Genomic DNA, 24,985 nt, shown 5'->3' with positions numbered 1-24,985 from the left:
TGTGAACGGCGACGAACTCCACCCAGCGCAGCGCTGGGCATCATCGGGGCCCCGGTCCAGCCCCGAAGGCGGCCCGTCAGCCGATCAGGTGCAACCCGTCCCCGAAGTCGATGCGGGCGAGGTCGGCGCGCGAGACGATACCGAGCTTGGGGAACACATTGGCCAGGTGATGGGCCACCGTGCGGTGGCTGATCAGCAGTTGTGATCCGATCTCCCGGTTGGTGAGCCCCTGTGCGGCCAGCCGTGCGACCCTCAGCTCCTGCGGGGTGAGGATGGCTGCGGTGTCCCGGGCCGGTGCGAGGTCGCGGTGCAGGTGCTGCCCGGTCAGTTCCTGTTCAGCCCGGGTGCGGGCGAGGAGGGGCGCCGCGTGCAGTCGCCGGAAGATCTCCGCGGCTTCGGCGAGCTGGGTCCGGGCGTCGGTACGGCGGCGGGCCCGCCGCAGCCACTCGCCATACAGCAGGCGCGTGCGGGCGTAGGTGAAGGGCCGCGACCGGGCTCCGGGAACATCCAGCGCGAGCCGGAACCGCTTCTCCGCATCCGCCCCCGACGCCAGCAGGGCATGGACCAGATGGGTCGCGGAGATCGCCCATGCCGCGTCGGTCCGTTCGGCCCAGCGTCGCAGCAGCCGCGCCTGTTCCTCGGCCGTCGCCCGCCGCCCTGCCTGGAGGGCGGCCTCGGCGGTGTCCGGTGCGGCGAGCACCGCGATGGTGGGGTGCGCCGCGTGGTGTCCGGCCTCGGTCAGACGGGCCAGGTAGTCCAGGGCCTCCTCGGCCCGGCCGGCGAAGAGCGCCGACATGCCGAGGGTCCACTGCGCGGCGGCGCTGAGCAGGCGCACACTGCGCGGCACGGAAACCTCGAAGGCCCGGGCGGCATAGTCCGCGACGGCCGGCTCCTCGCCTCGGACGGCTGCCAGCCACCCCAGACAGTTGAGGCACTGCGACGCCAGGTGGTAGTCACCGATTTCCCCGGCCACCTGGAGCCCCTCCAGGGCGTTCGCCGCGGTCGACGGCCAGGAGCCCTGCGCGATGCCCAGCGCAGCCGTCTGTGCCAGCGCCTGGGTCAGGGCGTTCACCTGGTCCGTGGGCCGCAGCCGGTCGATCTCGCCACGCAGGGCATCCTCCAGGGCGGACTCGATCCCCCAGGCGATCGCCACCGGCGCCGGCGGCATCAGGAACCAGGCACTGCCGCTGAGCCGGCTGAGGACCTCGGCGTCGGGGGCCGCGGCCTGGTCGCTGTCGTCGGCTCCGTCGCTCAGGTCCTGCGTCCACCATTGGCGCAGCGACGGCAGCAGATCGGCGTTCGGGAAGTTCCCCTGTGGGAGCCGCCGTTCGAGCCGGTCAAGCGCCTCGCGCTGCAGTTCGCCGTGCCCGGCCGCCCACGCCGCCCGCAGCGCCATGCTGCCGAGCTGGAACGCCTGCCCGGCGTCGGCCACCCGCTCCATGTCCCGGAGCAGCCGACGGCAGGCGATTTTCAGATCGCCGTGCGCGAACTCGATCAGCCCGCTCAGCCCTTCGCTGAGCTCCCCGACCGTGGCTTCGGAGGACATCCCTTCCGCCCGCTCCAGCATGCCCCGCGCCGCATCGACCTGTCCGGCCTCCCAGGCCGCCTTCGCCCCGTAGGACAGTCGCCGTGCCGCGTCGTCCGCCGCGGGTGACAGCCTCGCCGCACGCTGCAGGGCACGGGCAGCCGTGGCACAGCCGCCGCGCGCCCAGGCACGGCGGGCCGACTCCTCCAACAGCCGGGCTACCTCCTCGTCGGTTCCGCCCGTGGCTTCCACAGCTGCGGCGAGATGCCAGGGCCGCAACTCGCCGGCGTGCTCGCCGCTCAGCACGGAGGCGAGAGCGTGATGCACAGCCTGCCGGTCCACGGGCGGCGCCACGTCGTAGACCACCGCCCCCATGAGCGGGTGGCGGAAGCGGATCCGCCCGCCCGAGCCCGTGGTGAGCAGGCCCGAGTGCTGGGCCTCGTCCCACGCGGCCGCGTCGAGGCCGAGCACGCCACCGGCCTGGCGCACGGTGTCCCGGTCACTGCGGTCATCGGCGGCGGCGAGGAGAAGCGCGGTGCGGGCAGGCGCCGACAACCTCTCGATCCGTGCGTGGAAGGAACGGCGCAGGCGGGGCCCGACAGAGATCTGGTCGTCGCCCAGCGGATACGCCGAGAGGTCGCCGGCCGCTTCGGACGTGGGCAGCTCCTGAAGTGCCAGCGGATTGCCGGCCGCCGCGCGGACCGTGCGGCGGATCACCCTCTCGTCCGCGTGCGGAGCCAGGGCACGGGCGAGGAGCCGTGCGTTGTCGTCGTCCAGCCCGCGGACCTCCATCGCCGCCAGTTTCTCCCAGGGGCCCTCGACGGGATCGTCGTGGCCGGTGAGGAGCATGACCACGGCCTCGTCGCGCAGCCGGCGAGCGACGAAGGCCAGGCACTGGGCGGACGCCTCGTCCAGCCACTGGGCGTCGTCGGCGACGATCAGAACCGGTCGCTCGCCGGCCAGCTCACCGACGAGCGTCAGTACGGCCACGCCGATCAGAAACCGGTCCGCCACATCGTTCCTGGTACCGAGCGCCCCGCTCAAGGCGTTGGCCTGCGGCTCCGGGAGCGTGCTGATCCGCTCCGTCACCGGCCACAGCAGTTCGTGCAGTGCGGCGAAGGCCAGCTGCGACTCAAGACGAGTGCCCCCGCATCGCAGGACAGTGAAGTCCGCGGCGGCCGACTCAGCCATGTATTCGAGCAGGGCGGTCTTACCGATGCCGGGGTCACCCCACAACATCACGCTCGCTCCCAATCCCTGACGGGCACCGTCAAGGATCCGGTCGAGGGCTGCCTGCTCCTGGCGCCGTCCGTACAGGTCCATTTGCTTGAAAGCTTAATGGGCTGCGGTCGCCCGGAGCCACTGCCGCAACCCGAGTTCAATGACACCGGGCCATATGTGACGGACACGGTGACGGACACGGTGACGGATCCGCTTGCCGCGCTTCCTTCGTAGCGTCGGGCGTGATCAGTGAACTCGCGCCTCACCGCAGGAGAAGGACATGGCGACAAGGACGCGGAGCGCGCCGATGCCGCGCTATCACCGCGGCGGCCACGGACCCGAAACCGAGACTGCGCTACACCGCGGTCCCGACCGCCGGCCGCGTCAGCACGTTGCGCCACCTCTTTCTGCCCGGCCCTCGGCCAGCAGCCCGGCGCACTCATCCACCCGACCGACACCCCCTCCTCCGTCGAGCCGACCGGGGCATCGAGGCAACAGCAAGGAGAAGCACGACATGGCCACGCGACTGCGAGACCTGGTCCTGGGCCTCGCCTCTGCCAGGTCAAGGCGCCCTGACGCAAACGCATCCCTGACGAACCGTCAAGGTCACCCCTGGAGCGAACGATGACACAGCCCAGCACGATCAGCGTGGAGGAGTCGGCACCGGGAATCCGCAAGATCACATTCTCGAATCCACCGGTGAATCTCATCGTCGGGGAGACCGTGTCCCGACTGGTTGAGGTCGTCACGGAACTGAGCGAGGACCCGCAGGTTCACGTTGCCGTCTTCACCAGCAGTACACCCGGCTACTTCTTCAACCACTTCGATCTCGACCGGGTCGCCGACTTCATGCCGTCCGATCCGGAGGCGACGCCGGCGTGGATCGATCTCGTGGTACGGCTGTCCACAGCTTCGTTCATCAGCATCGCGTCCATCCGCGGACGGACCCGGGGCGGCGGGGACGAACTGGCCCTGGCCTGCGATCTGCGCTACGCCAGCCGCGAGCACGCGGTGTTCGGCCAGCCCGAGGTCGGCGGCGGGATTCTTCCCGGCGGCGGCGGCACGGAACGCCTGCCCCGACTCACGGGACGGGATCGGGCTCTCGAAGCCATCCTCAGCAGCCATGACTACGACGCGGACACGGCAGAACGCTATGGCTGGGTGACCCGCGCCGTCGCCGACGCCGAACTGGACGGCTTCGTGGACGGTGTGGCAAAGCGGCTGACGTCCTTCGACAAGACAGCGCTGACAGCCGCCAAGGCTCAGGTCAACCGGGCGACGCTCCCGCCCGACGCCGACCTGCGAGCGGCCTACACCGAATTCCTGGGCTCCCTGACCTGGCCAGGGGTCCAGGCATCCCGGCCCCGGTTCGAGAAGCTCCTTGCCGAAAAGGGTCCCGAAGAAGTGGAACTCCGCCTCGGCGACTACCTCGGCATCGCACGTCAGGAAAGCCGGTGAACACCGACTGCGAAGCGCCGCTCGCGACCAGCGGACGACGCCTCCGGGATCCTCTCCAGCGCCACGATCACGACAGCCTCCACCTGTTCGACACCGACGGCCGGCGGGCGGCCGGGCCGCAGGCTCGTCGACCGGACCGTCCAGCAAGACCCTGGGCCACGGACGAACCGTGTCCGCCGACCTGCGCAGGCGCCCGGCGCCCCCGCGATGGAGCGAACATCAAAGGGCAGGCCCATACACGCCGGCACACCGCGCGCCCGCACGCCGAGCGCCCGGGCGCGGTTCACCGGCCCAGACCCGTGCTCCACCACAGGCCGCCCGCCCTCACCCACCGCCCGTCACCAGCGGTGCCGGCTTCGGACCGCGACACCGCACGAGCACCCGGCACAAGAACTCGTACAAGGCCCGACCACGGCCCGGCTGCGCAGGACACCAGAAGGAGTGGACCAATGAGGGGCACCGTCACCATCATCGACAAGGGCGACGTGCGGGTGCACAGTTACATGGCTCCCGACGACAACATCAACGTCACCACCCAGCTGATCGAGACCCCTGGCCGACTGGTCGCGGTGGACGGCCAGATCACGATCGCGGGCGCCGACGAGGTCGTCGCATACGCCGAGGAACTCGGCAAACCGCTGGACCGGCTCATCATCACCCATGAGCACCCGGACCACTTCCAGGGCGCGGCCCGCTTCAACGCACCCATTCACGCCCTGGCCGTCACGCGCGATCAGATGGCGGCGCGAGGCGACCTCCAGGACCCCACCGGCATCCCGGTCCCCGCGGCAGAGGTGGCCCCCACCGTTCTGATCACCCCGGGCACCGAGGTCATCGACGGCGTTCCCTTCGTCTTCGAAGCCCTTTCCGGCGGTGAGACCTCCGACCAACTACTGATCCGGCTGCCCGAGCACGGGGTGCTGGTCGCGCAGGACGTCGTCTACCACAAGACCCATGTGTTCGTCGGAAACCACGACATCGACCGTTGGCAGGTCATCCTCCAGGAACTCGCCGACCCGGATTACGACACGATCCTGCCCGGACACGGACTGCCCGCGGGACAGGCCGTTCTCGCGGAGATGGCCGAGTACCTGAAGGTCGCCGGTGAGCTCCTCGGCGACGACGGCCAGGCCTACAAGCAGGCCATCATCGAACGCTTCCCCACCTATGCGGCTCCCCTGGTGATCGACATCAGCAACTTCTACCTGTTCGGCACCCCGATCGTCATCCCGTCCGCCTGACCGCGCCGGTCCGCCGTAGGCGCGACGCGGCCGGCTGGTGTTTCACCCGCGGGTCGCATCTCTTGCCTGTCGAGCATTTCCCGCTTATTATATTACGATCATAAGTTAAACGGCTCGAGCAACGGGTACAGGCAGCGACTCGGCCAGTGGCGAACGACACGCGCGCGGCCATAACAGGCATGGCGGCCACCTCGGCGCTCGTCATCAGCTCGAACGGCGCGCACCACATGCCACACAGTGCGGGCCCATCTCAGCCGATGCCGCGCCGACAGACAGGGCGACGGCACCCGCACCCCCACCAGACGCAACAGCCCCGTGGTCGTCGGACGCGATCACAGCCACGCAAGCCCCCTACGAAACGGAACCACGCCATGAGCCAGCCCAGCACGATCCGCCTGGAGCGCACGACCCCGCGGACCGCCAGGATCACGTTCGCGAATCCTCCCGCCAACCTGGTGATTCCCGAGTCCGCCGTGACGCTGCTCAAGATCGTCAAGGAGCTCGAGAACGACCCGGACATCCAGGTCGTCGTCTTCAGCAGCGACCTCCCCGACTTCTTCGTCAACCACTACGACGGCGCCGCAGCCGCCGACCTCCCCCAGCCCGAGCACGAGGGTGACAACCCGGTCTGGACCGACATGGTCCTGCGGCTGACCAAGGCTCCGTTCATCAGCATCGCGGCCATCCGGGGCCGCACCCGCGGCGCGGGCAACGAGCTGGCCCTCGCCTGCGACCTGCGCTACGCCAGCCGCGAGAAGGCGATCTTCGGCCAGCCCGAGGTGGGCATCGGCATCGTCCCCGGCGGAGGCGGCGGCGAGCGACTCCCGCGCTCCATCGGCCGCGACCGCGCGCTGGAGGCGATCCTGACCAGTGCCGACTACGACGCCGACCTGGCCGAGCGCTGGGGATGGGTCACCCGGACCCTGCCCGACGCGGAACTCGACGCCTTCATCGACGCGACGGTCGCCCGCCTCGCCTCCTTCGACCGGCAGGCACTGGCGACCGCGAAGGCCCAGGTCAACCGGGCGACACTGCCGCCGGACGCCCACCTGGTCGCCGCCTTCGGCGAGTTCGCGGGCACACTGACGCAGCCGGGGTTCGCCGCGCGTGCGGTCGGGCTCGGCGCGCTGGTCGCCGAGAAGGGCCTCGACGTCGAGTACGCGCTGGGCGAGTACATCGGCCGCGTCAACGAGAACCTCTGACCACCTCCCGCCGCCGCACGACCGGCCCCGGCGCCCGACAGGGACCCCAGTCGGCGCCGCGGCACCCTGGTGTGGGTTCCGGCCCCGCCCCACCAGGTGCCCTGCGGTGGTCGGGCATGCCTCGACGGCAGCCCGGCCACCCACCGGGCGGGCGCCATCGCGAAACCGTGCACGGCGGCTTCGTCGGGCCTTGAACACCTCTCCTCGGCTGCACGAACTGCCGCACTTCACCACCAGGCAAGTCCGCCGGCCAGGAGACATCCCCTTTCCCTCGCGTCCGCCCACCCGAGCCCGTGCGCCACCCCACTGATCCTCACCCACGGCGCGAGCGGGGCTCCCCCGGCGGATTCCCGCAACGCCTCGCCACCTGAGCGACCCGCATGCACGGCGACATCCCGCTGCCCGTTCCACGGTTCCAGCAGGGAGCAGGCGGCTCCGACTCGCAGCACCATGACCGAAGGCCCCTCCGCATCATGCCGAGCCACGAGACGCCCAAGCCCATCCGTGCGGACGCAGCACGCAACCGCACCCGCCTGCTCGACGCCGCGCGCCATGCGTTCGCGTCCGGACAAGTACCGGTGTCGATGAAGCAGATCGCGCGGGACACGGGGGTCGGCATCGGCACGCTCTACCGGCACTTCCCCACCCGGGAAGCACTGGTCGAAGCGATCTACCGGCACGAACTGGCCCAGCTGTGTGCCGCCGCCGAGGCGCTCCTGCACACGAGGCATCCAGCCCACGCCCTACGCAGTTGGATGGACCACTTCGCCGACTACGCGATGACACGACGAGAGACCGCAGACGCCCTACGGGCAGTTCTCGCCTCCGGCGCCGGGACCGTGTCGCCGGCACGTGAACAGCTCTCCGCAGCTGTGCAAACCATTCTTGCCGCCGGAGTCGCCGCCGGGACGCTGCGCGACGACGTTCACGCCGAGGACATCGTCATCATCCTCGTCGGCATGCTCACCACTACCTCGCCAGCAGACGGGCGCGACCAACTGGGCCGCATGTTCGACCTGCTCATGGACGCCGTCCGCGCCCAGTACCCCACCGACACGCCCCCGCCCGGCGCGCCTATGACTCCCCCCGGGTCGGAAACCCCCCTGACACCGTGACTCACAGGACGCCTGCCTTGACGATGCCGAAGTATGTCAGCGGCCAGTGTTCTAATTCCCCGCTCGCGGCCACTTGACGGGGAGTCATTTGGCCGCGGATCTCACAGGTTGTAATCGCGACTCGGTCACCATGAGCGGGAGACGCGAGCGAGCGTAGACCGGACTGTCACCGCAGCGGCCCGTCCGAGCGGCGGCGACATACTCCGGGAGGGGCGAGAACCTAGCCGGGTCGGCCTCCGACGCGTTCCCACTGCGCTTCGTCCCACTCGACATATTCGAACTGGATGCCACCGGGCAGCTTGGCGGTCAGGTTTCTCCCGGTGGGAACGGCCTGCGGGCCGCGCACGATCTGTGCTCCGGTCTGGCTGAGACGCGCCTGGCACTCGTCGAGGTCGTCCACGATCAGCGTCGCCGCAGTCGCTGTGTACGGCTCCAGTGCCCGCTCGTCCCCCGCCACCACCAGAACCTGGCCCACGACGGCCAGCTCCAGGCCGTTCGGCATCGTGAAGCGGCTGGTGATCGGCTGATCGGGAACGGTGCTCAGCGGTGCCAGCACCGCATCCAGGTCGGTGGCGTAGACGCGCGCGTAGGTACGAAAGATCCGCATGCCGACCCCAAGGCGTGACGGGCTGCGGCTATTCCGCCCGCCATCCCCAACAAGCAAGCACATCAACGTAGACGCCCGCGCAGCCTCAAATCCTCCTCACCTCAGCGGTCCAGAGGTGCGCGACAGCTGGAACCCGGCCCATGTAGCCGATCACTGAGCGTCACGTTCCTAACTGGCCGTACGTGGGGAATTCCTGCTGGCCGCTGTCAGAAGTAGACGCTGGAGAAGTGGGGAAGGTCGGGGCAGGACAGTGCGACCTTGTCGCCCGGCTGGATCCCGCGCGAGACGAGCAGGTTCGCGACCCGGTTGGCGGCGGCGTCGAGGGCGGCGTACGTAATGTGGTCGTCACCGAAGACGATCGCGGTGCGCTCCGGGTGTCGGGACGTCCGTCAGCAGTCGTGACACGCCCCGGCTCGGGCTGAGCATCATCGCTCTCCTGGTTCTCCGGGTGTGGGCGGTCGACCGGGCGAAGACCTGAGGCGGTGCGAGGCCCTCCGCTTCCCGGGCCGGCGGGCGGCGGGCTCGGCGGCGGTGAGATCGTCTCCACTCGGGCCCATGACGTGCCGTCCGGTGGGCGGTCCGCTCCCCGGCCTTGCGCCGAACGCCGCGTGGTGTCCGCAGTGGCGACGGTGCAGCTGCGGCGCATCCGCCCGGGGCCGGGGCGCGGCGGTGTCCCGGGTGCTGCGGATCGGCCGCAAAGTCGCCTGCCGAGCGTAATATTACATGCGTCAGACCATAGATTAGGATGAGATGCAAGGCAATGGCCCAGCGGAACTGATGGAGGAACCCTGTGGCGCGCTACACCAAGGAGCACAAGCAGGTGACGCGGCAACGGATCATCGAACGGGCCGGTCACCGGTTCAAGCAGGACGGCATAGACGGCTCCGGCATCTCCATCCTGATGTCGGACGCCGGACTCACCAACGGAGCCTTCTACGCCCACTTCGAGTCCAAGGACGACCTCGTCGCCAACGTCGTCGCCGACCAGCTGCGCACGCAGCAGGAGAGCTACGGCACGTTGCGGCCCGGCCGCGAGGGACTCGAGGATTTCGTTCGCGAGTATCTGTCGCCCCAGCACCGGGACAACCCCGGCGACGGATGCCCTTCCGCAGCCCTGCTCGACGAGATCGGCCGCTGCGGAGACGGGGCCAAGGGGGCCTATACCGACGGCGCCAGGGGCATCGTGGAAGAACTCGCTGCCCGCCTGGCACCCGAGAATCCGCAGTCCGCCCGCGGTAAGGCCATCGGGCTCTTCACCATGGCGGTGGGAACGCTGCAGCTGTCCCGTGCCCTCTCCGACCATGAGCTCTCCGACGAGGTCCTTGAGCAGGGAATCGAGAACGCCCTCACCTTCATCCGCTGAGGGGGACGGTCAATCCCCTGGCGGGTGACCGCCCGCCCCTGCCTGACTGCGGCGAGCGGGCGGCTCAAAACCGCCTCACCACTCAGCGGGAGCTTGCCCGACCCCGCCTCACACCGAGCAGCCAGCACTGGCTCAGCCCCCGGAGGCTCCCGCCGCGTCACCGACGGGGCGTCCACCACGCCGTTCTCCGCATCGCCGTCCCGCACGACGACGACCTCGCCGGCGCCGCACGGCCAGGGAACGGCCAGGTCAGTGATGCCGGACAGACGCCTCGAGTCGCCCGCCCACCGGGTGCCACGGCTCTGACCCACATCCTCGGCCCGTACGCAGACCGCACCGCGGCCCTACGGCCGGCCGAAGAACTCGAGAGCGGTCGGCACGAACTGCTCATGGAACTGGAAGATGCCGCCGTGGCCGGCGTCGGGGTAGATCACCAGCTCGACGTTCGGCAGTCGCCGGGCCATGGCGACCGAGTTCTGCGTCGGAACCATCCTGTCGTCGTCACCGTTCGCGACGAGCACGGGGTGCTGGATGACGGAGAGATCCTGCGGACGTGCCAGCCCCCAGCGGTGGATGGCCTTGAGCTGGGAGAAGTAGGAGGTGAGGGAGATCGCCTTGTCCCGGTCCTTGGTGCGCTCCTTCAGACGGGCCAGGAATTCCTTGCCGGCCCGACGCCCGTTCGCGGTGCGGGTGAAGAAGAGGAACTGCTTCGGATCCTGAAGGGTGAGCAGCGCTCGGAGCGTGTCGAAGTGGGAGATCCGGGTCACGTTCTTGATGCCCTCACCGCCGGCAGGACCGGTGCCCGCAAGGATCAGTCTGCGGATGAGTTGCGGGTCGGTCTGCGCGATCACCTGGGCGATCATGCCGCCCATCGAGAAACTGAGGATGTCCACCTGTTCGAGCCCGAGCGCCCGGATGAAGGTGACGGCGTCCTTGGCCATCTCCTCGATGGTCTTCGGTGTCGACCCGGTGGAGGCGCCGACGCCCCTGCTGTCGAACGTAATCACCCGGTGCCTGGCGGCGATGCCGTCGACGACCCGGGGATCCCAGTTGTCGAGCACTGCGGCGAGGTGGGTGAGGAAGACCACCGGGACACCGGACCGGGGACCGAGCTCACGGTAGGCGAAGGTCACTCCGTCGGCGGTGACGGTGCGGGTCGGTGCGTTCTTGTACGACGTCACCACGTCGCCTCGTACTTCATGTGCGTCGTTCATGGTCATGCCCTTCGATGTGAGGGTTAGCGCCAGTGTGCGCCGCCCCCTTCTTCCCTGCAGGGTGGGCGCAGGGCGGCAAACCGGTCTCCCGACTACGGCTGCAGTCGGCGGCCAGAGGCCTCGGTCGCGGGGCCGCCCTGGGTCAGGGCCCTGAGGTTTCCGCGACCTTTAAAGTATGACCGTAATTCCATGAAGAGGCAAGAGGGGAAGCGGAACGAGATGGGATAGCGACAGGGATCGCGGGTTCCGCCGAACGTCGGGTTGCAGGCCATGCCCTGCAACCCGAACAGGACAAGCCCGTACATCGAGGTGCGTGCAGCCCAGCCACCGCAGTTGAGCTCTGTAGCTCTGGACCGGCGCCAGCAAACGGCCTTCCGCGGGGCGCAGGGCCCCCAGGCCGATTCACCGAAGGAATGGCCCGGAGCCCCGACTTGCCTCGTCCGCCGAAGGGCACGCTCAGCGCCACGATCCCGCAGAAAGCGTCGGCCCAGGCCCAGATCGAGGCTCACGCCACCGGAGCCCCGTGGTCGTGGCCCACGACCACGGGCGCTCGACTCCCAGATCGCCGCCATGCTCGGGCGTATCGAGACCAGCAGCCACACAGGAGCCTGTCGCGGCGGTACGGCGAATCGCCCCGGGCAGCTGCTGGCGCATCGACAGGCCTCGGCCCGGAAGCCTGGTCCGGATCCGTCGGAGGCCTGACGAGGTGACATCCCTTGGCGTGGCCGCTCCGGTCGGACCGACGACCACGATCAGCCCAGCCGCAAGTCGCGCGATGACGCCGCCGCCAACCCGGCCCGGCGAACCGATACCGACTCGGCCGTCGCCGCCGTGCTCGTTCCCGTCGCGCTCATGCTCCTGCGGACCATCGCCGAGACGGTGCTCGACGAGTCCGACGAACGCGCCGCGCTCTCACGCGGACCGCGGGTATCCCTGCTGTACGCAGGCCGGCCAACCGGCAAGACGCTGGACAGCCACGTAGGAGTTGCGAGCGGGGACCATCACATCGTGCAGCCATTGGCGTAAGGGACCGGAGGCTTGATGGCCTTCAGTTCCGCCCGCACCTGATCGAAGGGGACTGCCAGGAACTGGCCCGCCATAGCGATCATGCCCCTACGCGGCCGTCTCGGAGACCGCGGGGCCGTCGGCTGCGAGACGTGCTCAAAGTGTTCCTTCCCAGGGCGCGGGCCGATTCCGTGTCAGGGTAGAAGAGGTACAGCATGTCCTCCAGGCCGCCGCCGGGCTTGTACATGATGCCCGGGACCTGCTCGCTGAAGGGCGGCGCACCGGGCACCCAGCCGGTCGGGCCACTGCCCGCCACGATGACCTGGCGCACCAGCTCCCGGTGCCGCGCGGTCAGGCGCGGGGCCACGAAGCCACCCAGGGACCAGCCGAGCAGGTCGACCTGCGTGAGGCCGAGTGCCTCGATGAACTCGACGGCGCCGTCGGCGAACTCGTCGAGGGAGTCGCGCGGCTCGCCGGTGGTGTAGCCGACGCCGACGTTGTCGAAGACGATCACGTCGTGGTCGGCGGCCAGGTAGTCCAGGAATTCGGAGTCCACCAGTCGATGGTCGCGCGGAACCGGTGCAACAGGCCCAGCGGGACACCGCCCTGCGAACACATCCGCCGGTAGGTGAACCCCGCGGACGGGCCTTCCACCGTGAGGCTCTCGGCCTCGCCTGTCAGATATGCAGATATGTCAGACAGATATCGGCTGCCTCTCCGTGACGGTGAGGTCGGCTCAGCCGCTCGTGACCTGCGCGGGTTTCAGGTGGCTGACCAGGAACTCGGTCTGATCGGCGACCAGTTGCTCGAATGCCTTTCCGAAGTAGAAGTCGAAATGCCCCGCGTCATAGTGACGGATGTCGCCGCGCGGTGCCTTACGGACGTAGCGTTCGGTCGGCACGGGCGGGGCGACCGAGTCGGTTCTGCTGATGCAGACGAGGATCGGCGCGGCGATGTCCTTGGCCGCTCGGCCGGGCCGATACCGGACGATGTTGATCAAGCTGCGAGCCGCTGCGCGGTTGACCCACTCGTAGCCGTCGGGCACCAACTTCAGCATTCCGGGCAGCGCGTCGGGTGCGGTCATCAGACCCAGTTGACCGGGCGCTGCCGCAACCGGAACGGTGACCGGCTCCTTCCCGCGCGCCGCTGCCAGGAAGTCGCGGGCCAGGACGCCCCCCAGGACCAGGGTCTCCCGTATTCCGAGCGCGCCGGCTGAAGCCGGCCCGTCGGTGAAGGGGCACTGGGCGACCGCGGCACACAGTTCCGGATGCCGGGCGGCGACGGCGATGGCGTGGCCCCCGCCCAGCGAACTGCCCCATACCGCGACCCGGTGCCGGTCGACTTCGGGGAGCCAGGCCGCGTACTCGAGGGCGGCGTCCCAGTCGGCCAGTTGTTTGGTCATGGACAACACCTGGCGCGGTCGGCCGCCGCTGTCGCCGAGATTGCGGTACGTGAATACCAGCACTGCCAACCCGGTGGCGGCGAATCGTTCGGCGTAGGGCGCCAGCCCCATCTCCCGGGTGGCGCCGAGGCCGTGCCCCATCACGACGACCGGCACGGGCGTGTCGGAGGCGGTGTCCGGCAGGTACAGCCAGGCCGAGCAGTAGGAGTCACCCGAGGCGAACTGCACGGTGCGCCGGCTGAACTTCGTGGTCGCCTTGTGTGTCATGCCGTCACTTCCTCTTTGTCGCCTGTCGCGGTTCCGCGTTGGAGGGCGGCGGCATAGCCGCCGGGCTGGTACAGCGGCAGCTCACCGTTCGCCGCGGTGTCGCGCAGGTAGCCCTTCATGAGTTCCTGCGCCTTCGGCTGCGGCAGGGAGGCGAGGAACTCGGAGCGTTCGAGGTGCAGACCGTCGGCGAGCGACAGCGAGCCGCCCACGTTCACCGCCCGCTTGACGGCCGCGATCGCCTTGGTCGGCCGCGCCGCGAGATGAGCGGCTCGTTCGACGGCCCGGGACATGAGCTGATCGGCCGGCACGATCTCGTCGATGGCCCCGACGGCGAGTGCTTCCTCCGCGGGGAGCGGCCGGCCTTCCAGGATCGCCACCAGTGCACGGTGGGAACCGATGAGCCGGGGCATGCGCTGGGTGCCACCGGAGCCGGGCGGGATGCCCATCAGGATCTCCGGATGACCGATGAAATGGTCGCCCTCGGCCATCAGCCGCAGGTCGCAGGCCCACGAGATCTCGGCGCCAATACCCAGCGCGGACCCGTTGAGGGCCGCCACGAAGATCGTGGAGCTGGTGGCCATGCGGAGATACGCCGTGTGCAGGTCATCGAGCTGGATGCCCCCCATCAACGGCGTTTTGCCCGCCACCCACCGGGTGAGCCGGTACCGGGCCGCCCAATGGGCGATCTTCGCCACCGCGCTCGTGACCCGAGTACTCACGGGGGGAATCGCCGATCCGTCCTCCTGCAGCCAGCTGATTTCCGCGTGGCTGATGAAGCGGCTGGGATGTGACCCGGTGAACACCACGGCGCGAATGGCCGGATCTTGGTCGGCGCGCCGGACGAGCTCGATGAACTCCGGAGCGTCGTCGCGCCCGAAGAGTCCCAGCTCATCAGGGGCGAGGCGGGCGATGATCAACCCGCCCTCGAGCTCCTCGATCTTGATGCGTGGCTGGGCAGCGGCTTGCTGGGACATGAGTCGACTCCTTCTGGGCCCCGTCGCAGGGGAAAGGCGCACTGCACACGGTGCGCATGGTGGTCGTTACCAACGTGTGAAAGTACTCAGCCTCGAAGGATGAAAATCGAGTCGGCGACCACGTGAGGTCGGCCGCCTCATGGCCACTGCTGCGCCGTGCCGGCGCAGCAGTGGCCGCCGAGACGGAGAGATCAGCTCGCGACCGGCTTGGCCAGTGCCTTGCGTGCCATGCTGGCCGCGAAGAGCGGAGTCTCGTGCTGGTTGTGGGCGACGATCGCGGGATGATACTGCGCGGCGGCGTCGTCAAAGCTCACGCCGACCTCAGCGAGAGCGTCCAGGAACCCCTGGGTGGCGTGGGTGGTCACGGTGTTGGTCAGACGGCAGGTTCCGTCATCGTTCGGCTCCACCCGCAGGTCCCAGGTGGCCTGGACCTTGATCCAGCCTTGTTCTGTCTGCGCATCGGACAGTGACACCAGGTGGCAGTGGTGCGGCTCGTGCACCTCGACCACGTAGTGCTGGATGACGAGGGTGCCGCCGATGTTCTCCACGTTGATGGACATCGGGCGCCCGTCATCCGTGGTGGTCCGGCCCGCAGCGATGTGCTCGCCCGGCGCGCAGCGCCGGTACTCCGCGTCGGGCAGGTTCAGCACCCAGTCAGCGATGTCGACGGCCTCGATCGGCGCGTCGACGGTAGCCGTCTCCGCTGTCTCGCTGATCACCGCACTGTCCAACACCTGGTCGTTCGACAAGATCTGATCCTTTCTCAGCGCAACGCAACGCACCGCATGAGCAGTGAGTCACCTGTGCATCTGCAATCGGGAAACGTCGCCCCCGTTGGACGGTTCTGTGGTGAGCGTCAGACGTGTGCGCCCTTGAAGGCGGTGACGATCTCGTCAGCGCTCAGGATGGCGTGGGCGTACGACGGACCGTTCAGCTCGTGGGCCGCGTGCAGCATTTCCCGGGTGAACGCGGCGGTCGCTCCGCGTACCAGGGTCACGTGGTAGCCCAGCTCCATGGCGTAGCGGCTGGTCGACTCGATGCAGGTGTTGGCCAGCATGCCTATGGTCACCACGTGGGTGATGCCGTGCTTCTTGAGCTGGAAGTCGAGATCGGTGTTGGCGAACCCGCTCTGCGCCCAGTGCTCGTGGACCACGACATCGTTCGCCTGGGGAACGAAGTCCGGGTGCCAGTCGCCGCCCCAGGCTCCGTCTTCGAACACCCGGTTCTGCTTGCTGGCGGCCTGGTCCCGGTTGAGGTAGTTCCAGTTCGCGTAGTTGCCCTCGCGCCAGCGACGGTGCGGGACGACGAAGACCTGGATGCCGGCCGCACGCGCGGCGGCCATCACCGCGCGCAGGTTGTCGAGCAGGCCGACCTCCTTGGCGACCTCTTCGACCATGGGCCAAACCTTGCCCCCTTCGGAGAGGAAGTCGTTGTACGGGTCCATCAGGAGCAGCCCCGTGTGCGCCGGGTCGTACTGCGTATCGGTCATGAGTGGTGCCTCCAGAAGTGCCGAGGAGTCCACGTCTTGTCACATGGACGCTCTCTCGGCTCATCCGCAGAGTAACTCAAAAAAACATAGCTACCAACTCTATTTTCCATAGAAACTCGTTCGATCTCTGCGATGATGGGGGGCGGAACGAGTTCACGAGGAGGACGTCGGTATGGGTGGCTGGTCAGAGATCACGAGCACTCAGTGCCCGGTCGCGCGGTCGAGCGCGGTGATCGGGGACCGCTGGACGCTCGTGATCATGCGGGAGCTGACGATGGGCAACCGCCGCTTCGACACATTGCAGGTCCAGACCCTGGCTTCGCCGCAGATGCTGACCAACCGCCTCAAGCGGCTGGAGGCCGACGGCATGCTCGAACGCCGTGCGTACAGCGAGAGGCCCCGCCGCTACGAGTACCACCTCACCGACAAGGGCGAAGCCTTCGCCTCGGTGCTGCTCGCCCTCCGTGCATGGGGCGAGACCTGGTGCAAGGAGCCCGGGGAAGGGATCGCCGTCCACCACATTCACAAGACATGCGGTCGCGAGGTGGGTCTGAGCGGCACCGTGTGTGAAGGGTGCGGCGAGCCCTTCACCATGAACGAAGTGACGGGTGAACTCAGCGCGGCCTTCGCACGGGAACGCGAGGGCAGGAGCGCAGCCGCCAGACGGGACGCCGAGGCCCGCCGAACCTGACCTACCCCCTCGGGGTCACGACGGCCGCGGAGTCGTCAGCCATGCGGGATCCCGTCTGCCGACGGCACACGCCTGCGTGTCACGCTTCGGGGGCCTGGGTGCCTGGGTGCCTGGAAAACAGCGGTGTCGCCCTCCACTTCGCCCGTTGTCGTTGATGTAGCAGATGGCGTCCACGATGTTGCGCCGCGGGTGCTTCTCGGGTCTCCCGCCGGTGGGCTGGGCCTTGGCTTTCGGTGAACTCCTGCCCGCGCAGCCGCGGCACCAGCCGACTCGCCCCGGCGACAAACCCCTGGCAGACCCCGATCAAATCGGTGAACTCCATCGCCCGGCGAAACCCGTGCACGATGCGGATCGGGTCATCGAGCGCGCCGTCCTCACCGTCTTCGCCGAGTTCTTCCTCAAAGTCTTCCTCGACGAACTCGGCCTGGTCGAACTGGGCCTGATTCACCGCGGAGCGGGCCTCCCGGTCCCGCTCCGCCTTGAATGCCGCCTCGGGCCGTCGCAGCAGGTCACAAGCCGCCTGGGACGAGCAGTGGGGCTCTCCTTTTGGATCAAGCCAGAGCGTCAGGGCCGCTTGTCGGTCAGCTGAGTTCGATGCGGTGGTGCTCGTCCTGCAGTCACTGGGAGCGCAGGCGGACCTCGCCAGTCTCCCCCTGGAGTCGAAGGCAGAGGCGGTGCGGGTCAGTGCAATTGGAAGGAGCGTTTGGCGAGGCCGGCCACGTAGCCGTCGATGACGGCGCGGGCGGGCTGTTCGGGGTTCTGGACGGTGCCGAGGGTGATGAAGATGGGGAGGTAGTGCTCGGGGGTGGGGTGGGCGTAGGCCATGCCGGGGGCGTGGGTGGCGTAGGAGGCGAGTTCGTCGACGTCGCCGCGGGCGAGGGTGTCGGCGGCCCAGTCGTCGAAGCCGGAGGACCAGGCGGGGACGGTGCCGTGGAGCAACATGTCGCGGGTGATGTGGGGCAGGCCGTGGACCATGAAGCCGGAGCCGATGACGAGGATGCCCTCATCCCGTAGGGGGCCAGGCGGCGGCCGAGGGCCAGGAGGCGCTGGGGGTCGTGGGTGGGCATGGACATCTGTACGACGGGGATGTCGGCCAGTGGATACATGGCCATCAGGGGGATCCAGGCGCCGTGGTCGAGTCCGCGGGTGGGGTGCTGGTGGAGGGGTTCGGTGTCGGGCATCATCGCGGCGAGGCGGGCGGCGAGGCCGGTGGCTCAGGGGTGGCGTAGCGCATCTGGTAGTAGCGGCGGTGAAAGCCGCCGAAGTCCTAGTAGGACTCCGTTACGTCTGACTCTCGGTCCTGGTTGGGGGCATGTTGGGGGTGTGGACGCACATGAAGTGAACCGTGCTCGGGCGAAGTTGGAGTTATTCGTCGCTGATGTGTTCGCGTCGGTGCCGCGCAAGGATCAGCGGGCGAAGGGTGACTGCTACCTGCGGGGGCTGATGCTGGACGGGCGGCGCAAATCGATCCAGCCGATGGCGGAGCGCCTGCCGGACGGCAACGAGCAGAACCTGCAGCAGTTCGTGAACCAGTCGACCTGGGATCCGGTGCCGGTGCGGCGGCGGATCGCGCAGCGGATGCTGCCGCAGATCCGCCCGGCTGCCTGGGCGGTCGACGATGTGTCGTTTCCCAAGGACGGCCGGATGTCGGTGGCGGTTGCGCACCAGTACTGCGGTGCGCTGGGCAAGCAGGCGAACTGCCAGGTCGCGGTGAGTGTGCACGCGGTCTCCGACACCGCGTCCTGTCCGCTGCAGTGGCGGCTGTTCGTACCCCAGGAGTGGGCCGACGATGCCGCACGGCGGCAGAAGACCGGGATGCCGCCAGAGGTCGGGCACCGGGAGAAGTGGCGTCTGGCCCTGGACACCCTCGATGAGCTGGCGGGATGGGGTCTGGTGCCGCCGGTGGTGGTGGCCGACGCGGGTTACGGGCAGAATGCCGACTTCCGCGAAGGCCTGAGCGAGCGGGGCATCGGCTATGTCGTGGCCATCCGGTCGGACGTGACCGTTCACCCACATGACGCGCAGCCCACCGCCCCGGTGTGGTCCGGGAACGGCCGCAAGCCGCAGCCCCGCTACCGCGACAAGCCGTCCCGGGTCGCCGCGCTGGCGGCCGGCCGCGGGCAGCAGGCGTTCACCGAGGTGACCTGGCGGGAAGGCTCCCGCGGACCGCTGCATTCGCATTTTCTGTCTCTGCGGGTGCGGCCGGCCGGGATCCGATCCCGTCGCCTGGCCCAGGCCGCCGCCACCGCCGAACACGGCCACTGGGACGGTGTCCTGCCCGAGGTGACGCTGCTGGTCGAATGGCCCGAAGGCGCCCGAGAACCCACCGACTACTGGCTGTCCAACCTGCCCGCCGACACCCCGCTGGCCGAACTGGTCCGCTTGGCCAAGATCCGCTGGCGCATCGAGCACGACTACCGCGAACTCAAACACGGCCTGGGCCTGGACCACTTCGAGGGCCGTTCCTGGACCGGCTGGCACCACCACGTCACCCTGGTCACCGCCGCCCACGCGTTCCTGACGGAACAGCGCCTGGCCCCAAAAGCCGATACAGCCAACTCACCCTCTACCAGATCCTCGACGCCATCCAGGACCTGCTGAACTGCTGGACCGGCACCTGCACCACCTGCCACCGCCCCCTGCCCAGAACATCCACCACCAGCCAGAACCCAAGAGCCAGAGCAACCTAACGGAGTCCTACTAGTACAGCGGTGTACCGGCCGCGGGGGCCGACAGCATCAGCGGGGCGTCCTCCCAGTGCGCGGAGACGATCACGATCGCTTTGGGCTTGGGCAGGGACAGGGCCCAGTCGGAGAGTTCACGCAGCCAGCGGCCGTCGTCGAAGAGGGGCGGGGCGCCGTGGCTGAGGTATATCGCGGGCAGGGGTCCGTCGGCCGGTGTCCAGGGGCGGTGTGCGGCGGCCCGGGTGAGGGCGTCGGGGAGGAAGGCGTCGTAGGCGCTGGCGGGGTTCAGCGGGTCGGGCATGGTGGGTCTCCGTGGCGGCTGCGGGGGTGGGTGTGGGGTGGGGATCAGTGCGCCGCAGGCCGCCTGGGGCACGGGCGGGTGAGCGGTGCGGGTCAGGGGTGGAGCATCGGGGGGAGGTGCGGCCGGGGTCGATGGCGTCGGTGACGCGGCGGATGATCTCCCGCAGTTGCCTGGCCTGCGTCTTGGTCAGAGGGTCGATGACCAGGCGGCGTACTTCGGCGACGTGGCCGGGGGCGGTGGCGGTGGCGGTGACCTTGTCCCATCCGGCGTCGGTGAGGATGGCGAGGGTGAAGCGGCCGTCGGCGGGGTCGGGGGTGCGGGTGAGCCAGCCCTTTTTCTCCAGGCGCTTGGCGGTGTGAGAAAGCCGGGAGAGGGAGGCTTCGGCGAATTCCGCCAGGTCGCTCATCTGCAGGGTGCGCTCGGGGGACATGGAGAGTCCGGCGAGGACCTGGTACTCGTGGCGGGAGATGCCGGCGTCGCGCGGAGTTGGGCGTCCAGAGCGGCGGGGAGGCTGATCAGCATGCCGACCATGGCGAGCCAGGTCTGCTGTTCCTCGTCGTCCAGCCAGTTCGGCTCGTCGGTGTTCATACCCCCACGATAATTTGACGCTTCACGTGCGACGGCGGCTGTCTCGTGCATGGGTGTACCTGCCGGTCCACGGCTGGACGGAGCAAGGGCTGGGGCGTTCCCCGCCGGCGAGGAGGGAGTCACTCGTGGTCAGCAGCGGGGGGTGTTGTTCAAGGGCAGGGCGCGCAGGTAGGCGGCGTCGGCGTGCGGCTTGTAGACGCTGAAGAACATCATCAGGTCGGGGACCAGGGACACGACGACCACGGCGGGAACGAGCCGGGTCAGCAGGGCGCGCTACGACAACCCCGAGGCCAGAACCGCCATCTCCGCGGCGATGGCCCAAACCAGCGAACACCGGTCACGGACCCTCGCCGCCCAGGACGACGAACGCGAGGCGACCTGGCGTGAACGCGCTCTGAACGCTGAGGCCGCGCTCAAGGCCGCGCACACAGAGATCCCCACTCAGCGAACCGGCATCGGCGAACTCCTCGGTGAGATCCGCGACTTGGAAACCGCGGGGCCCGAGGAGGCCGTCCAGCCATCTCCCCGGTCTCCCCGAAAAGCTGCCGCACCGTCGACCGGTAGTTGGTCCGTAGGTGCGTCAGTGCGTGCGCGCGGGCCCGCTCCGCGGCGCCGGAGGTAATCGCCTCGTACAACTCACGCTGTTACATGAGGAGTTGGCCCAGGTTCCTCGCTGAGTCCGGTGACGGCCGATTCAGAGTTTGACGATCATCTTGCCGACGTTCTCGCCCCGCATGAGTGCGAGGTAGGCCTCCATGGTGTTCTCGAGGCCCTCCATGACGGTCTCCTGGAAGTGCAGCTTGCCGGCGCCGATCCAGCCACCGACGTCGCGGACGAAGTCGGGCAGGAGGTCGAGTTCTTCGGTCACCATGAAGGTGAGCAGGTCCGAGCGTGTGACGGCCAGGTTCCACAGGTTGCGCGGCCCGACGACCTTCTCGTCGTTGTACTGCGAGACCATTCCGCTCAGCACGATACGGGCGTGGAGCTTGAGCGCGCCGATCGCAGCCTCCAGGTGTTCGCCGCCGACGTTGTCGAAGTAGACGTCGATGCCGTCCGGCGCCGCCTGTGCCAGCTGCTCGGCGACCGGCCCGTTCTTGTAGTTGAACGCCGCGTCGTAGCCGTACTCCTCGGTGAGCAGTTTGACCTTCTCGTCCGAGCCCGCGCTGCCGATCACCCGGCCGGCGCCCTGCAGCTTGGCGATCTGGCCGACCGCGCTGCCGACTGCGCCCGCCGCGCCGGAAACGAAGACCGTGTCGCCCTCCTTGATCTTCGCAAAGCGTGTCAGCCCGATGTAGGCGGTGAGGCCGGTGGCGCCGAGCACGCCCAGGTACGTGGAGAGCGGCGCGAGGTCCGGGTCCACCTTCTGGGCGGTCGGCGCGTCGACGACCGCGTAGTCGCGCATGCCGAGGAAGTGCGTCACGTAGTCGCCGGGAGTGAAGCCCTCGGCATTGGACGCCAGGACGCGGCCGACCGCGGTGCCGTCCATCGGTGCGCCCACCTCGAACGGCTCGATGTAGGACTTCTTGTCGCTCATCCGGCCGCGCATGTAGGGGTCGACCGAGAGGTATTCGTTGGCGACCAGGAGCTGGCCCGCGTCGATGGCGGGGATCTCCACCTCGCGCAGCGCGAAGTCGGACGGCACCGGCGTTCCCGTGGGGCGGTTCTCCAGGTGCCAGGCGCGACCGGTGGTGGGGAGAGGCTGCTCGGACATGAGGATCGAGTCCCTTCGGCGAAACAATTGAATTATGATCATAATGCTAGGTTGCCGTCGAGAGGTTTGCAAGCGTCCCGTAGGGCGGATGTTTCGGCAGGAAGTGCGACCGGGCGAGCCTCGTGCCGGCCTCGAACGGCTCGCTGGAACGGGCGACGGCTTGGCGAAGTCAGGACGTCCCGGTCGCCTCCGACCTCGGCTTGGAGAGCGCGGCGTGCGACGGCGTGACGACTCAGTGGGTCAGTTCCCGGAAGAAGGTGCGGATGTCGCCGACGAGCAGTTCGGGTTGTTCCATGGCGGCGAAGTGGCCGCCGCGGTCGAACTCGGTCCAGTGCACGACATTGGCGAAGCGTTCCGCGAGGGCGCGGATGGGCAGGGCTTCGTGCGGGAAGACCGCGACACCCAGCAGGGTGGGTGACCGCTCTGGCCGGGCTCCGACGGGGTCGGCCGACGGCTGCAGGCGGTTCGCCGGGTGGGTGACCTCGTAGTAGAAGCGGGCCGATGACGCGGCGGGGTCGGTCCACTCCTTGAATTTCTGGCCACCGTCCTCCTCTACCGGCACGGCCTGCCCCAGGTCGCCGTCGCCACCCTCTTCAGCGTCTGCCCGAGCCAATCAACCGGCGCTTGAGGGACATCCGGGAACTGCTGGCAACCGCAGACCGCGCTCTCGACCCCGCCGAACGCCAACTCGTCACCCTGAACGACCTGTTCGACTTGGCGCGCGAGGCAAACATCACCATCACACCAGAGATCAAGACCGCGAGTTATTGCTCTGCAAGCCTGCAAGCCCTTTGACTACCCGGCCTTGGGTCAAGGCCCGTGTGGCGCGGTGAGGGCTTTGTGGGTCGACTCCATGATCTGTTGCGACAGTTCTGTGCCCGCCGTGGCCCGGGCGAGCAGGATCGCGCCGACCAGAGTGGCCACGACCGGAAGGCCGTCGGTGGCGTCGGTGGACATCCACGCGGCGAATTCCTCGACTCCGGCCGCGTACGTTTCGCGCACCTCCCCGGCTGTGGGCTCGCGGGCCATGTCCCCTGCGAATCCCGCGGTGGGACAACCCGTGCCGGGCTGGTCACGGTGCTCGGCCGACAGGTAGAAGTCGACGAGGGCGGCGCGCGCGGTGTCGTGATCGCCGTATTCCGTGTCGAACGAGGCCAGGAGCTGGTCGAGGTCTCCGAAAGCGGCTTGAGCCGCCTCGGCGATCAAGGCTTCCTTGGACGGGAACTGCTTGTAGAAGCCGCCCGTGGTGAGCCCGATGGACTTCATCAGATCGGCGACGCTGATGCCGTTCACGCCGCGCTCCCGGAAGAGCTGGGAGGCAGCGGCGACCGCGCGCCTGCGGTTCTCCATCGCTTGTGCCTGCGAAACGCGACTCATCACTCACCTGCCCACGTTAGATACTGAAGTACATCTATCATACGTGAAGTACCGGCCGGCCGGCCGTCGCCTCCACTTTCCGTACGTGGGCTCTTTCCGTACGACTCTTTCTCGCTGCCGCAAGGGCGAGGAGCTCGTGGACCCGCACCCGGACCGGAAGCGGCTTCCGATCGCGCGACGCCTTCGTCGAGCGGCTGGGGGGTGACGCCGCCTGGAGGCGGCTCGCGTTGCACCGGGAGTGCGTGCGGGGTGCGGGTCTCCGCAGGGGTGTCGTTCACCGTGCCCGCGTCGGCGGCAGTACATGAAACGCGTCCAGGGTGACCATGCGCCAGAAAGGTCGCCCATCCGAACCCGATCGGCGGCCGCCCCTGGTACCTGCATGCACGTCGAGCAGCCTCCGGCCGCGGGCGTGGGTGACTGCATCGGGAGACCGTTGACTGGACGCCTTTAGATACCTATCGTAATCTAAAGTGGGTTCGACGCATTGACCCCCTACTCATCCGCCACCAGAAATGAGATCCACCCCCATGACCACGCAGAACAAGACCGCCGTCGTCACCGGCGCGTCCGCCGGCCTGGGTGCCGCCTACGCGCAGAGGCTTGCCGACCGGGGCTACGACCTGATCCTGGTGGCGCGGAACACCACGCGGCTGGAAACGCTGGCGTCGGACATCCGCAGCCGCACGGGCCGCGCGGTGGACATCGTCACCGCCGACCTCACCGATGCGGCGCAGATCTCCGTGGTCGAGGAGCGTCTGCGGACCGATGAGAGCATCGAGGTACTGATCAACAACGCCGGCGGGGGGCTGTTCACGCCGCTGGCGACCTCCGACGCCGCGGCCTCCGAGGCGCTGATCAACCTCAATGTGACCTCGCTGACCAGACTGACCACCGCGGTCCTGCCGGGCCTGACGGCCCGCGGGCACGGCACCGTGGTGAACGTCTCCTCTGCCCTGGCTCTTAACATCCTGCCCGTCAGCGCTGTCTACAGCGGCACCAAGAGTTATGTGCTGACCTTCACCCAGGCGCTGCAGCAAGAGCTCACCGAGAGCCCCGTGACGGTGCAGGCCGTGCTGCCGGGCGCTGTCCGTTCGGAGTTCTGGGACGGCTCCGGCGCCGACCTTGAGGCGTTTCCCGACGAGTGGATCATGAGCGTGGACGACGCCGTCGACGCGGCGCTCGCGGGCCTCGACGCCGGTGAGCCCGTCACCATCCCGTCACTGCCCCAGATCAGCGACTGGGAGTCTTTCGAGAAGGCGCGTCAGGCGCTCGTCCCGAACCTGTCGCGGCAGGTCCCGGCCGCTCGCTACCGCGGCTGACCGCCACTCCGATTCCGGTACGTGAGTCCCTCTGTGACAGCGCGCTCGGCGTCCTCGCCCTGTACGAACAGCCGGGGCTCAACACCGCAATGGTGGCGGTCATGTGTGCGCCAAGCCCGTCCGCGCGCTGACCGCCCCGCCACGCGGTCTGCCTTCCACGGTGGATGGTCACCGGGCCCATCCGGCCGGTTGCCGCGCAGGCGCTACTCGCGACAGCCCACCACCCGCAGT

At 68.7% G+C, this 24,985-nt stretch carries 24 protein-coding genes and 5 pseudogenes; 10 read left to right on the top strand and 19 right to left on the bottom strand.

From position 1 onward, the window contains the following. Window positions 1-76: 76 nt before the first annotated feature. The gene (locus ACIRVK_RS36085; protein WP_404254735.1) at window positions 77-2,848 is read right to left on the bottom strand and encodes an ATP-binding protein; all 2,772 of its coding nucleotides are present in this window, start codon (window positions 2,846-2,848) and stop codon (window positions 77-79) included. Between the two features lie 522 nt (window positions 2,849-3,370). Here ACIRVK_RS36085 and ACIRVK_RS36080 point away from each other — a divergent pair. From ACIRVK_RS36080 to ACIRVK_RS36065, 4 genes are all read left to right on the top strand, one after another. Beyond that, window positions 3,371-4,204 carry an enoyl-CoA hydratase/isomerase family protein gene (locus ACIRVK_RS36080; protein WP_404254733.1) on the top strand — a complete coding sequence of 278 codons (834 nt, stop codon included), beginning with the start codon at window positions 3,371-3,373 and terminating at the stop codon, window positions 4,202-4,204. A 449-nt stretch (window positions 4,205-4,653) separates the two neighbouring features. After that, window positions 4,654-5,445: an MBL fold metallo-hydrolase gene (locus tag ACIRVK_RS36075; RefSeq protein ID WP_404254731.1), complete on the top strand. Its 792-nt coding sequence runs from the start codon at window positions 4,654-4,656 to the stop codon at window positions 5,443-5,445. Between the two features lie 371 nt (window positions 5,446-5,816). Next, on the top strand, window positions 5,817-6,647 hold the full coding sequence (locus ACIRVK_RS36070) for an enoyl-CoA hydratase/isomerase family protein (RefSeq protein WP_404254729.1): 831 nt from the start codon (window positions 5,817-5,819) through the stop codon (window positions 6,645-6,647). 473 nt (window positions 6,648-7,120) lie between these two features. Further along, window positions 7,121-7,762 carry a TetR/AcrR family transcriptional regulator gene (locus ACIRVK_RS36065; protein WP_404254727.1) on the top strand — a complete coding sequence of 214 codons (642 nt, stop codon included), beginning with the start codon at window positions 7,121-7,123 and terminating at the stop codon, window positions 7,760-7,762. 220 nt (window positions 7,763-7,982) lie between these two features. Here ACIRVK_RS36065 and ACIRVK_RS36060 read toward each other — a convergent pair whose 3' ends face one another. Beyond that, a complete protein-coding gene (locus ACIRVK_RS36060) occupies window positions 7,983-8,369 on the bottom strand; it encodes a VOC family protein (RefSeq protein WP_404254725.1) in 387 nt (128 codons plus the stop codon). Between the two features lie 206 nt (window positions 8,370-8,575). Continuing rightward, window positions 8,576-8,740: pseudogene (locus ACIRVK_RS36055) on the bottom strand (AMP-binding protein); the annotation flags it as partial. A 419-nt stretch (window positions 8,741-9,159) separates the two neighbouring features. Between ACIRVK_RS36055 and ACIRVK_RS36050 the strand changes: the two are divergent. Further along, a complete protein-coding gene (locus tag ACIRVK_RS36050; protein WP_404254723.1) occupies window positions 9,160-9,732 on the top strand; it encodes a TetR/AcrR family transcriptional regulator in 573 nt (190 codons plus the stop codon). A gap of 344 nt (window positions 9,733-10,076) precedes the next feature. Here ACIRVK_RS36050 and ACIRVK_RS36045 read toward each other — a convergent pair whose 3' ends face one another. Further along, complete coding sequence (locus tag ACIRVK_RS36045; RefSeq protein WP_404254721.1) at window positions 10,077-10,946, bottom strand: alpha/beta fold hydrolase; 870 nt, start codon at window positions 10,944-10,946, stop codon at window positions 10,077-10,079. Window positions 10,947-11,777: 831 nt separating this feature from the next. Here ACIRVK_RS36045 and ACIRVK_RS36040 point away from each other — a divergent pair. Further along, a complete protein-coding gene (locus ACIRVK_RS36040) occupies window positions 11,778-11,972 on the top strand; it encodes a hypothetical protein (protein ID WP_404254719.1) in 195 nt (64 codons plus the stop codon). 79 nt (window positions 11,973-12,051) lie between these two features. On the opposite strand, the gene ACIRVK_RS36035 is transcribed toward ACIRVK_RS36040, so the two are convergent. From ACIRVK_RS36035 to ACIRVK_RS36015, 5 genes are all read right to left on the bottom strand, one after another. Beyond that, entirely contained in the window at window positions 12,052-12,507 is a 456-nt protein-coding gene (locus tag ACIRVK_RS36035) for an alpha/beta hydrolase (protein WP_404254717.1), read from the bottom strand. A 180-nt stretch (window positions 12,508-12,687) separates the two neighbouring features. Further along, window positions 12,688-13,620, bottom strand: a complete 933-nt coding sequence (locus ACIRVK_RS36030) for an alpha/beta hydrolase (RefSeq protein WP_404254715.1) — start codon at window positions 13,618-13,620, stop codon at window positions 12,688-12,690. Next, window positions 13,617-14,537: an enoyl-CoA hydratase/isomerase family protein gene (locus tag ACIRVK_RS36025; RefSeq protein ID WP_404254713.1), complete on the bottom strand. Its 921-nt coding sequence runs from the start codon at window positions 14,535-14,537 to the stop codon at window positions 13,617-13,619. The genes ACIRVK_RS36030 and ACIRVK_RS36025 overlap by 4 nt, the downstream gene beginning before the upstream one ends. A 248-nt stretch (window positions 14,538-14,785) precedes the next feature. Next, window positions 14,786-15,343: an SRPBCC family protein gene (locus ACIRVK_RS36020; RefSeq protein WP_404254711.1), complete on the bottom strand. Its 558-nt coding sequence runs from the start codon at window positions 15,341-15,343 to the stop codon at window positions 14,786-14,788. Window positions 15,344-15,450: 107 nt separating this feature from the next. Further along, window positions 15,451-16,083 carry an isochorismatase family cysteine hydrolase gene (locus ACIRVK_RS36015; protein WP_404254709.1) on the bottom strand — a complete coding sequence of 211 codons (633 nt, stop codon included), beginning with the start codon at window positions 16,081-16,083 and terminating at the stop codon, window positions 15,451-15,453. Window positions 16,084-16,255: 172 nt separating this feature from the next. Here ACIRVK_RS36015 and ACIRVK_RS36010 point away from each other — a divergent pair, with 172 nt between their 5' ends. After that, a complete protein-coding gene (locus ACIRVK_RS36010; RefSeq protein ID WP_360523769.1) occupies window positions 16,256-16,774 on the top strand; it encodes a helix-turn-helix domain-containing protein in 519 nt (172 codons plus the stop codon). Between the two features lie 121 nt (window positions 16,775-16,895). Here the strand turns inward: ACIRVK_RS36010 and ACIRVK_RS36005 are convergent. The 3 genes and pseudogenes from ACIRVK_RS36005 to ACIRVK_RS35995 all read right to left on the bottom strand — a co-directional run. Continuing rightward, a pseudogene (locus ACIRVK_RS36005) lies at window positions 16,896-16,987 on the bottom strand (IS5/IS1182 family transposase); the annotation flags it as partial. Window positions 16,988-17,006: 19 nt separating this feature from the next. Further along, a pseudogene (locus tag ACIRVK_RS36000) lies at window positions 17,007-17,342 on the bottom strand (DUF6192 family protein); the annotation flags it as partial. 113 nt (window positions 17,343-17,455) lie between these two features. Next, entirely contained in the window at window positions 17,456-17,749 is a 294-nt protein-coding gene (locus tag ACIRVK_RS35995; protein ID WP_404254781.1) for a hypothetical protein, read from the bottom strand. A 348-nt stretch (window positions 17,750-18,097) separates the two neighbouring features. Here ACIRVK_RS35995 and ACIRVK_RS35990 point away from each other — a divergent pair, with 348 nt between their 5' ends. Next, complete coding sequence (locus tag ACIRVK_RS35990) at window positions 18,098-19,375, top strand: IS701 family transposase (protein ID WP_404254707.1); 1,278 nt, start codon at window positions 18,098-18,100, stop codon at window positions 19,373-19,375. A gap of 99 nt (window positions 19,376-19,474) precedes the next feature. On the opposite strand, the gene ACIRVK_RS35985 is transcribed toward ACIRVK_RS35990, so the two are convergent. The 6 genes and pseudogenes from ACIRVK_RS35985 to ACIRVK_RS35960 form a co-directional block, all read right to left on the bottom strand. Next, a complete protein-coding gene (locus ACIRVK_RS35985; RefSeq protein ID WP_404254779.1) occupies window positions 19,475-19,759 on the bottom strand; it encodes a hypothetical protein in 285 nt (94 codons plus the stop codon). Between the two features lie 322 nt (window positions 19,760-20,081). Next, window positions 20,082-20,189: pseudogene (locus tag ACIRVK_RS35980) on the bottom strand (MarR family transcriptional regulator); the annotation flags it as partial. Then, window positions 20,162-20,347 (bottom strand): hypothetical protein, encoded by a 186-nt coding sequence (locus ACIRVK_RS35975; RefSeq protein ID WP_404254705.1) that lies wholly within the window; start codon window positions 20,345-20,347, stop codon window positions 20,162-20,164. The pseudogene ACIRVK_RS35980 and the gene ACIRVK_RS35975, both read right to left, overlap by 28 nt. Before the next feature lie 413 nt (window positions 20,348-20,760). Further along, window positions 20,761-20,988: pseudogene (locus ACIRVK_RS35970) on the bottom strand (hypothetical protein); the annotation flags it as partial. A 53-nt stretch (window positions 20,989-21,041) separates the two neighbouring features. Beyond that, window positions 21,042-22,058 (bottom strand): NADP-dependent oxidoreductase, encoded by a 1,017-nt coding sequence (locus tag ACIRVK_RS35965; protein WP_404254703.1) that lies wholly within the window; start codon window positions 22,056-22,058, stop codon window positions 21,042-21,044. A 232-nt stretch (window positions 22,059-22,290) separates the two neighbouring features. Continuing rightward, window positions 22,291-22,620: an alpha/beta fold hydrolase gene (locus ACIRVK_RS35960; RefSeq protein ID WP_404254702.1), complete on the bottom strand. Its 330-nt coding sequence runs from the start codon at window positions 22,618-22,620 to the stop codon at window positions 22,291-22,293. A 62-nt stretch (window positions 22,621-22,682) separates the two neighbouring features. On the opposite strand from ACIRVK_RS35960, the gene ACIRVK_RS35955 reads away from it, so the two are divergent. Continuing rightward, window positions 22,683-22,853 carry a hypothetical protein gene (locus tag ACIRVK_RS35955; RefSeq protein ID WP_404254700.1) on the top strand — a complete coding sequence of 57 codons (171 nt, stop codon included), beginning with the start codon at window positions 22,683-22,685 and terminating at the stop codon, window positions 22,851-22,853. A gap of 15 nt (window positions 22,854-22,868) precedes the next feature. Here the strand turns inward: ACIRVK_RS35955 and ACIRVK_RS35950 are convergent, their stop codons facing one another. Then, a complete protein-coding gene (locus ACIRVK_RS35950; RefSeq protein ID WP_404254698.1) occupies window positions 22,869-23,408 on the bottom strand; it encodes a TetR/AcrR family transcriptional regulator in 540 nt (179 codons plus the stop codon). Between the two features lie 554 nt (window positions 23,409-23,962). Here ACIRVK_RS35950 and ACIRVK_RS35945 point away from each other — a divergent pair. Then, window positions 23,963-24,754 (top strand): SDR family NAD(P)-dependent oxidoreductase, encoded by a 792-nt coding sequence (locus tag ACIRVK_RS35945; protein ID WP_404254696.1) that lies wholly within the window; start codon window positions 23,963-23,965, stop codon window positions 24,752-24,754. Window positions 24,755-24,985: the final 231 nt, after the last annotated feature.

It is taken from the genome of Streptomyces sp. NPDC101152, from assembly GCF_044768275.1.
Classification (GTDB): domain Bacteria; phylum Actinomycetota; class Actinomycetes; order Streptomycetales; family Streptomycetaceae; genus Streptomyces.
This window is presented reverse-complemented; position numbering and strand designations above follow the sequence as displayed.

Bases quoted from the DNA above. Each gene is read 5' to 3' on its own strand.
- ACIRVK_RS36085 (WP_404254735.1), bottom strand. From the start codon at position 2,848: ATGGACCTGTACGGACGGCGCCAGGAGCAGGCAGCCCTCGACCGGATC.
- ACIRVK_RS36080 (WP_404254733.1), top strand. From the start codon at position 3,371: ATGACACAGCCCAGCACGATCAGCGTGGAGGAGTCGGCACCGGGAATC.
- ACIRVK_RS36075 (WP_404254731.1), top strand. From the start codon at position 4,654: ATGAGGGGCACCGTCACCATCATCGACAAGGGCGACGTGCGGGTGCAC.
- ACIRVK_RS36070 (WP_404254729.1), top strand. From the start codon at position 5,817: ATGAGCCAGCCCAGCACGATCCGCCTGGAGCGCACGACCCCGCGGACC.
- ACIRVK_RS36065 (WP_404254727.1), top strand. From the start codon at position 7,121: ATGCCGAGCCACGAGACGCCCAAGCCCATCCGTGCGGACGCAGCACGC.
- ACIRVK_RS36060 (WP_404254725.1), bottom strand. From the start codon at position 8,369: ATGCGGATCTTTCGTACCTACGCGCGCGTCTACGCCACCGACCTGGAT.
- ACIRVK_RS36045 (WP_404254721.1), bottom strand. From the start codon at position 10,946: ATGAACGACGCACATGAAGTACGAGGCGACGTGGTGACGTCGTACAAG.
- ACIRVK_RS36030 (WP_404254715.1), bottom strand. From the start codon at position 13,620: ATGACACACAAGGCGACCACGAAGTTCAGCCGGCGCACCGTGCAGTTC.
- ACIRVK_RS36015 (WP_404254709.1), bottom strand. From the start codon at position 16,083: ATGACCGATACGCAGTACGACCCGGCGCACACGGGGCTGCTCCTGATG.
- ACIRVK_RS36010 (WP_360523769.1), top strand. From the start codon at position 16,256: ATGGGTGGCTGGTCAGAGATCACGAGCACTCAGTGCCCGGTCGCGCGG.
- ACIRVK_RS35995 (WP_404254781.1), bottom strand. From the start codon at position 17,749: ATGGTCCACGGCCTGCCCCACATCACCCGCGACATGTTGCTCCACGGC.
- ACIRVK_RS35985 (WP_404254779.1), bottom strand. From the start codon at position 19,759: ATGCCCGACCCGCTGAACCCCGCCAGCGCCTACGACGCCTTCCTCCCC.
- ACIRVK_RS35975 (WP_404254705.1), bottom strand. From the start codon at position 20,347: ATGAACACCGACGAGCCGAACTGGCTGGACGACGAGGAACAGCAGACC.
- ACIRVK_RS35965 (WP_404254703.1), bottom strand. From the start codon at position 22,058: ATGTCCGAGCAGCCTCTCCCCACCACCGGTCGCGCCTGGCACCTGGAG.
- ACIRVK_RS35950 (WP_404254698.1), bottom strand. From the start codon at position 23,408: ATGGAGAACCGCAGGCGCGCGGTCGCCGCTGCCTCCCAGCTCTTCCGG.
- ACIRVK_RS35945 (WP_404254696.1), top strand. From the start codon at position 23,963: ATGACCACGCAGAACAAGACCGCCGTCGTCACCGGCGCGTCCGCCGGC.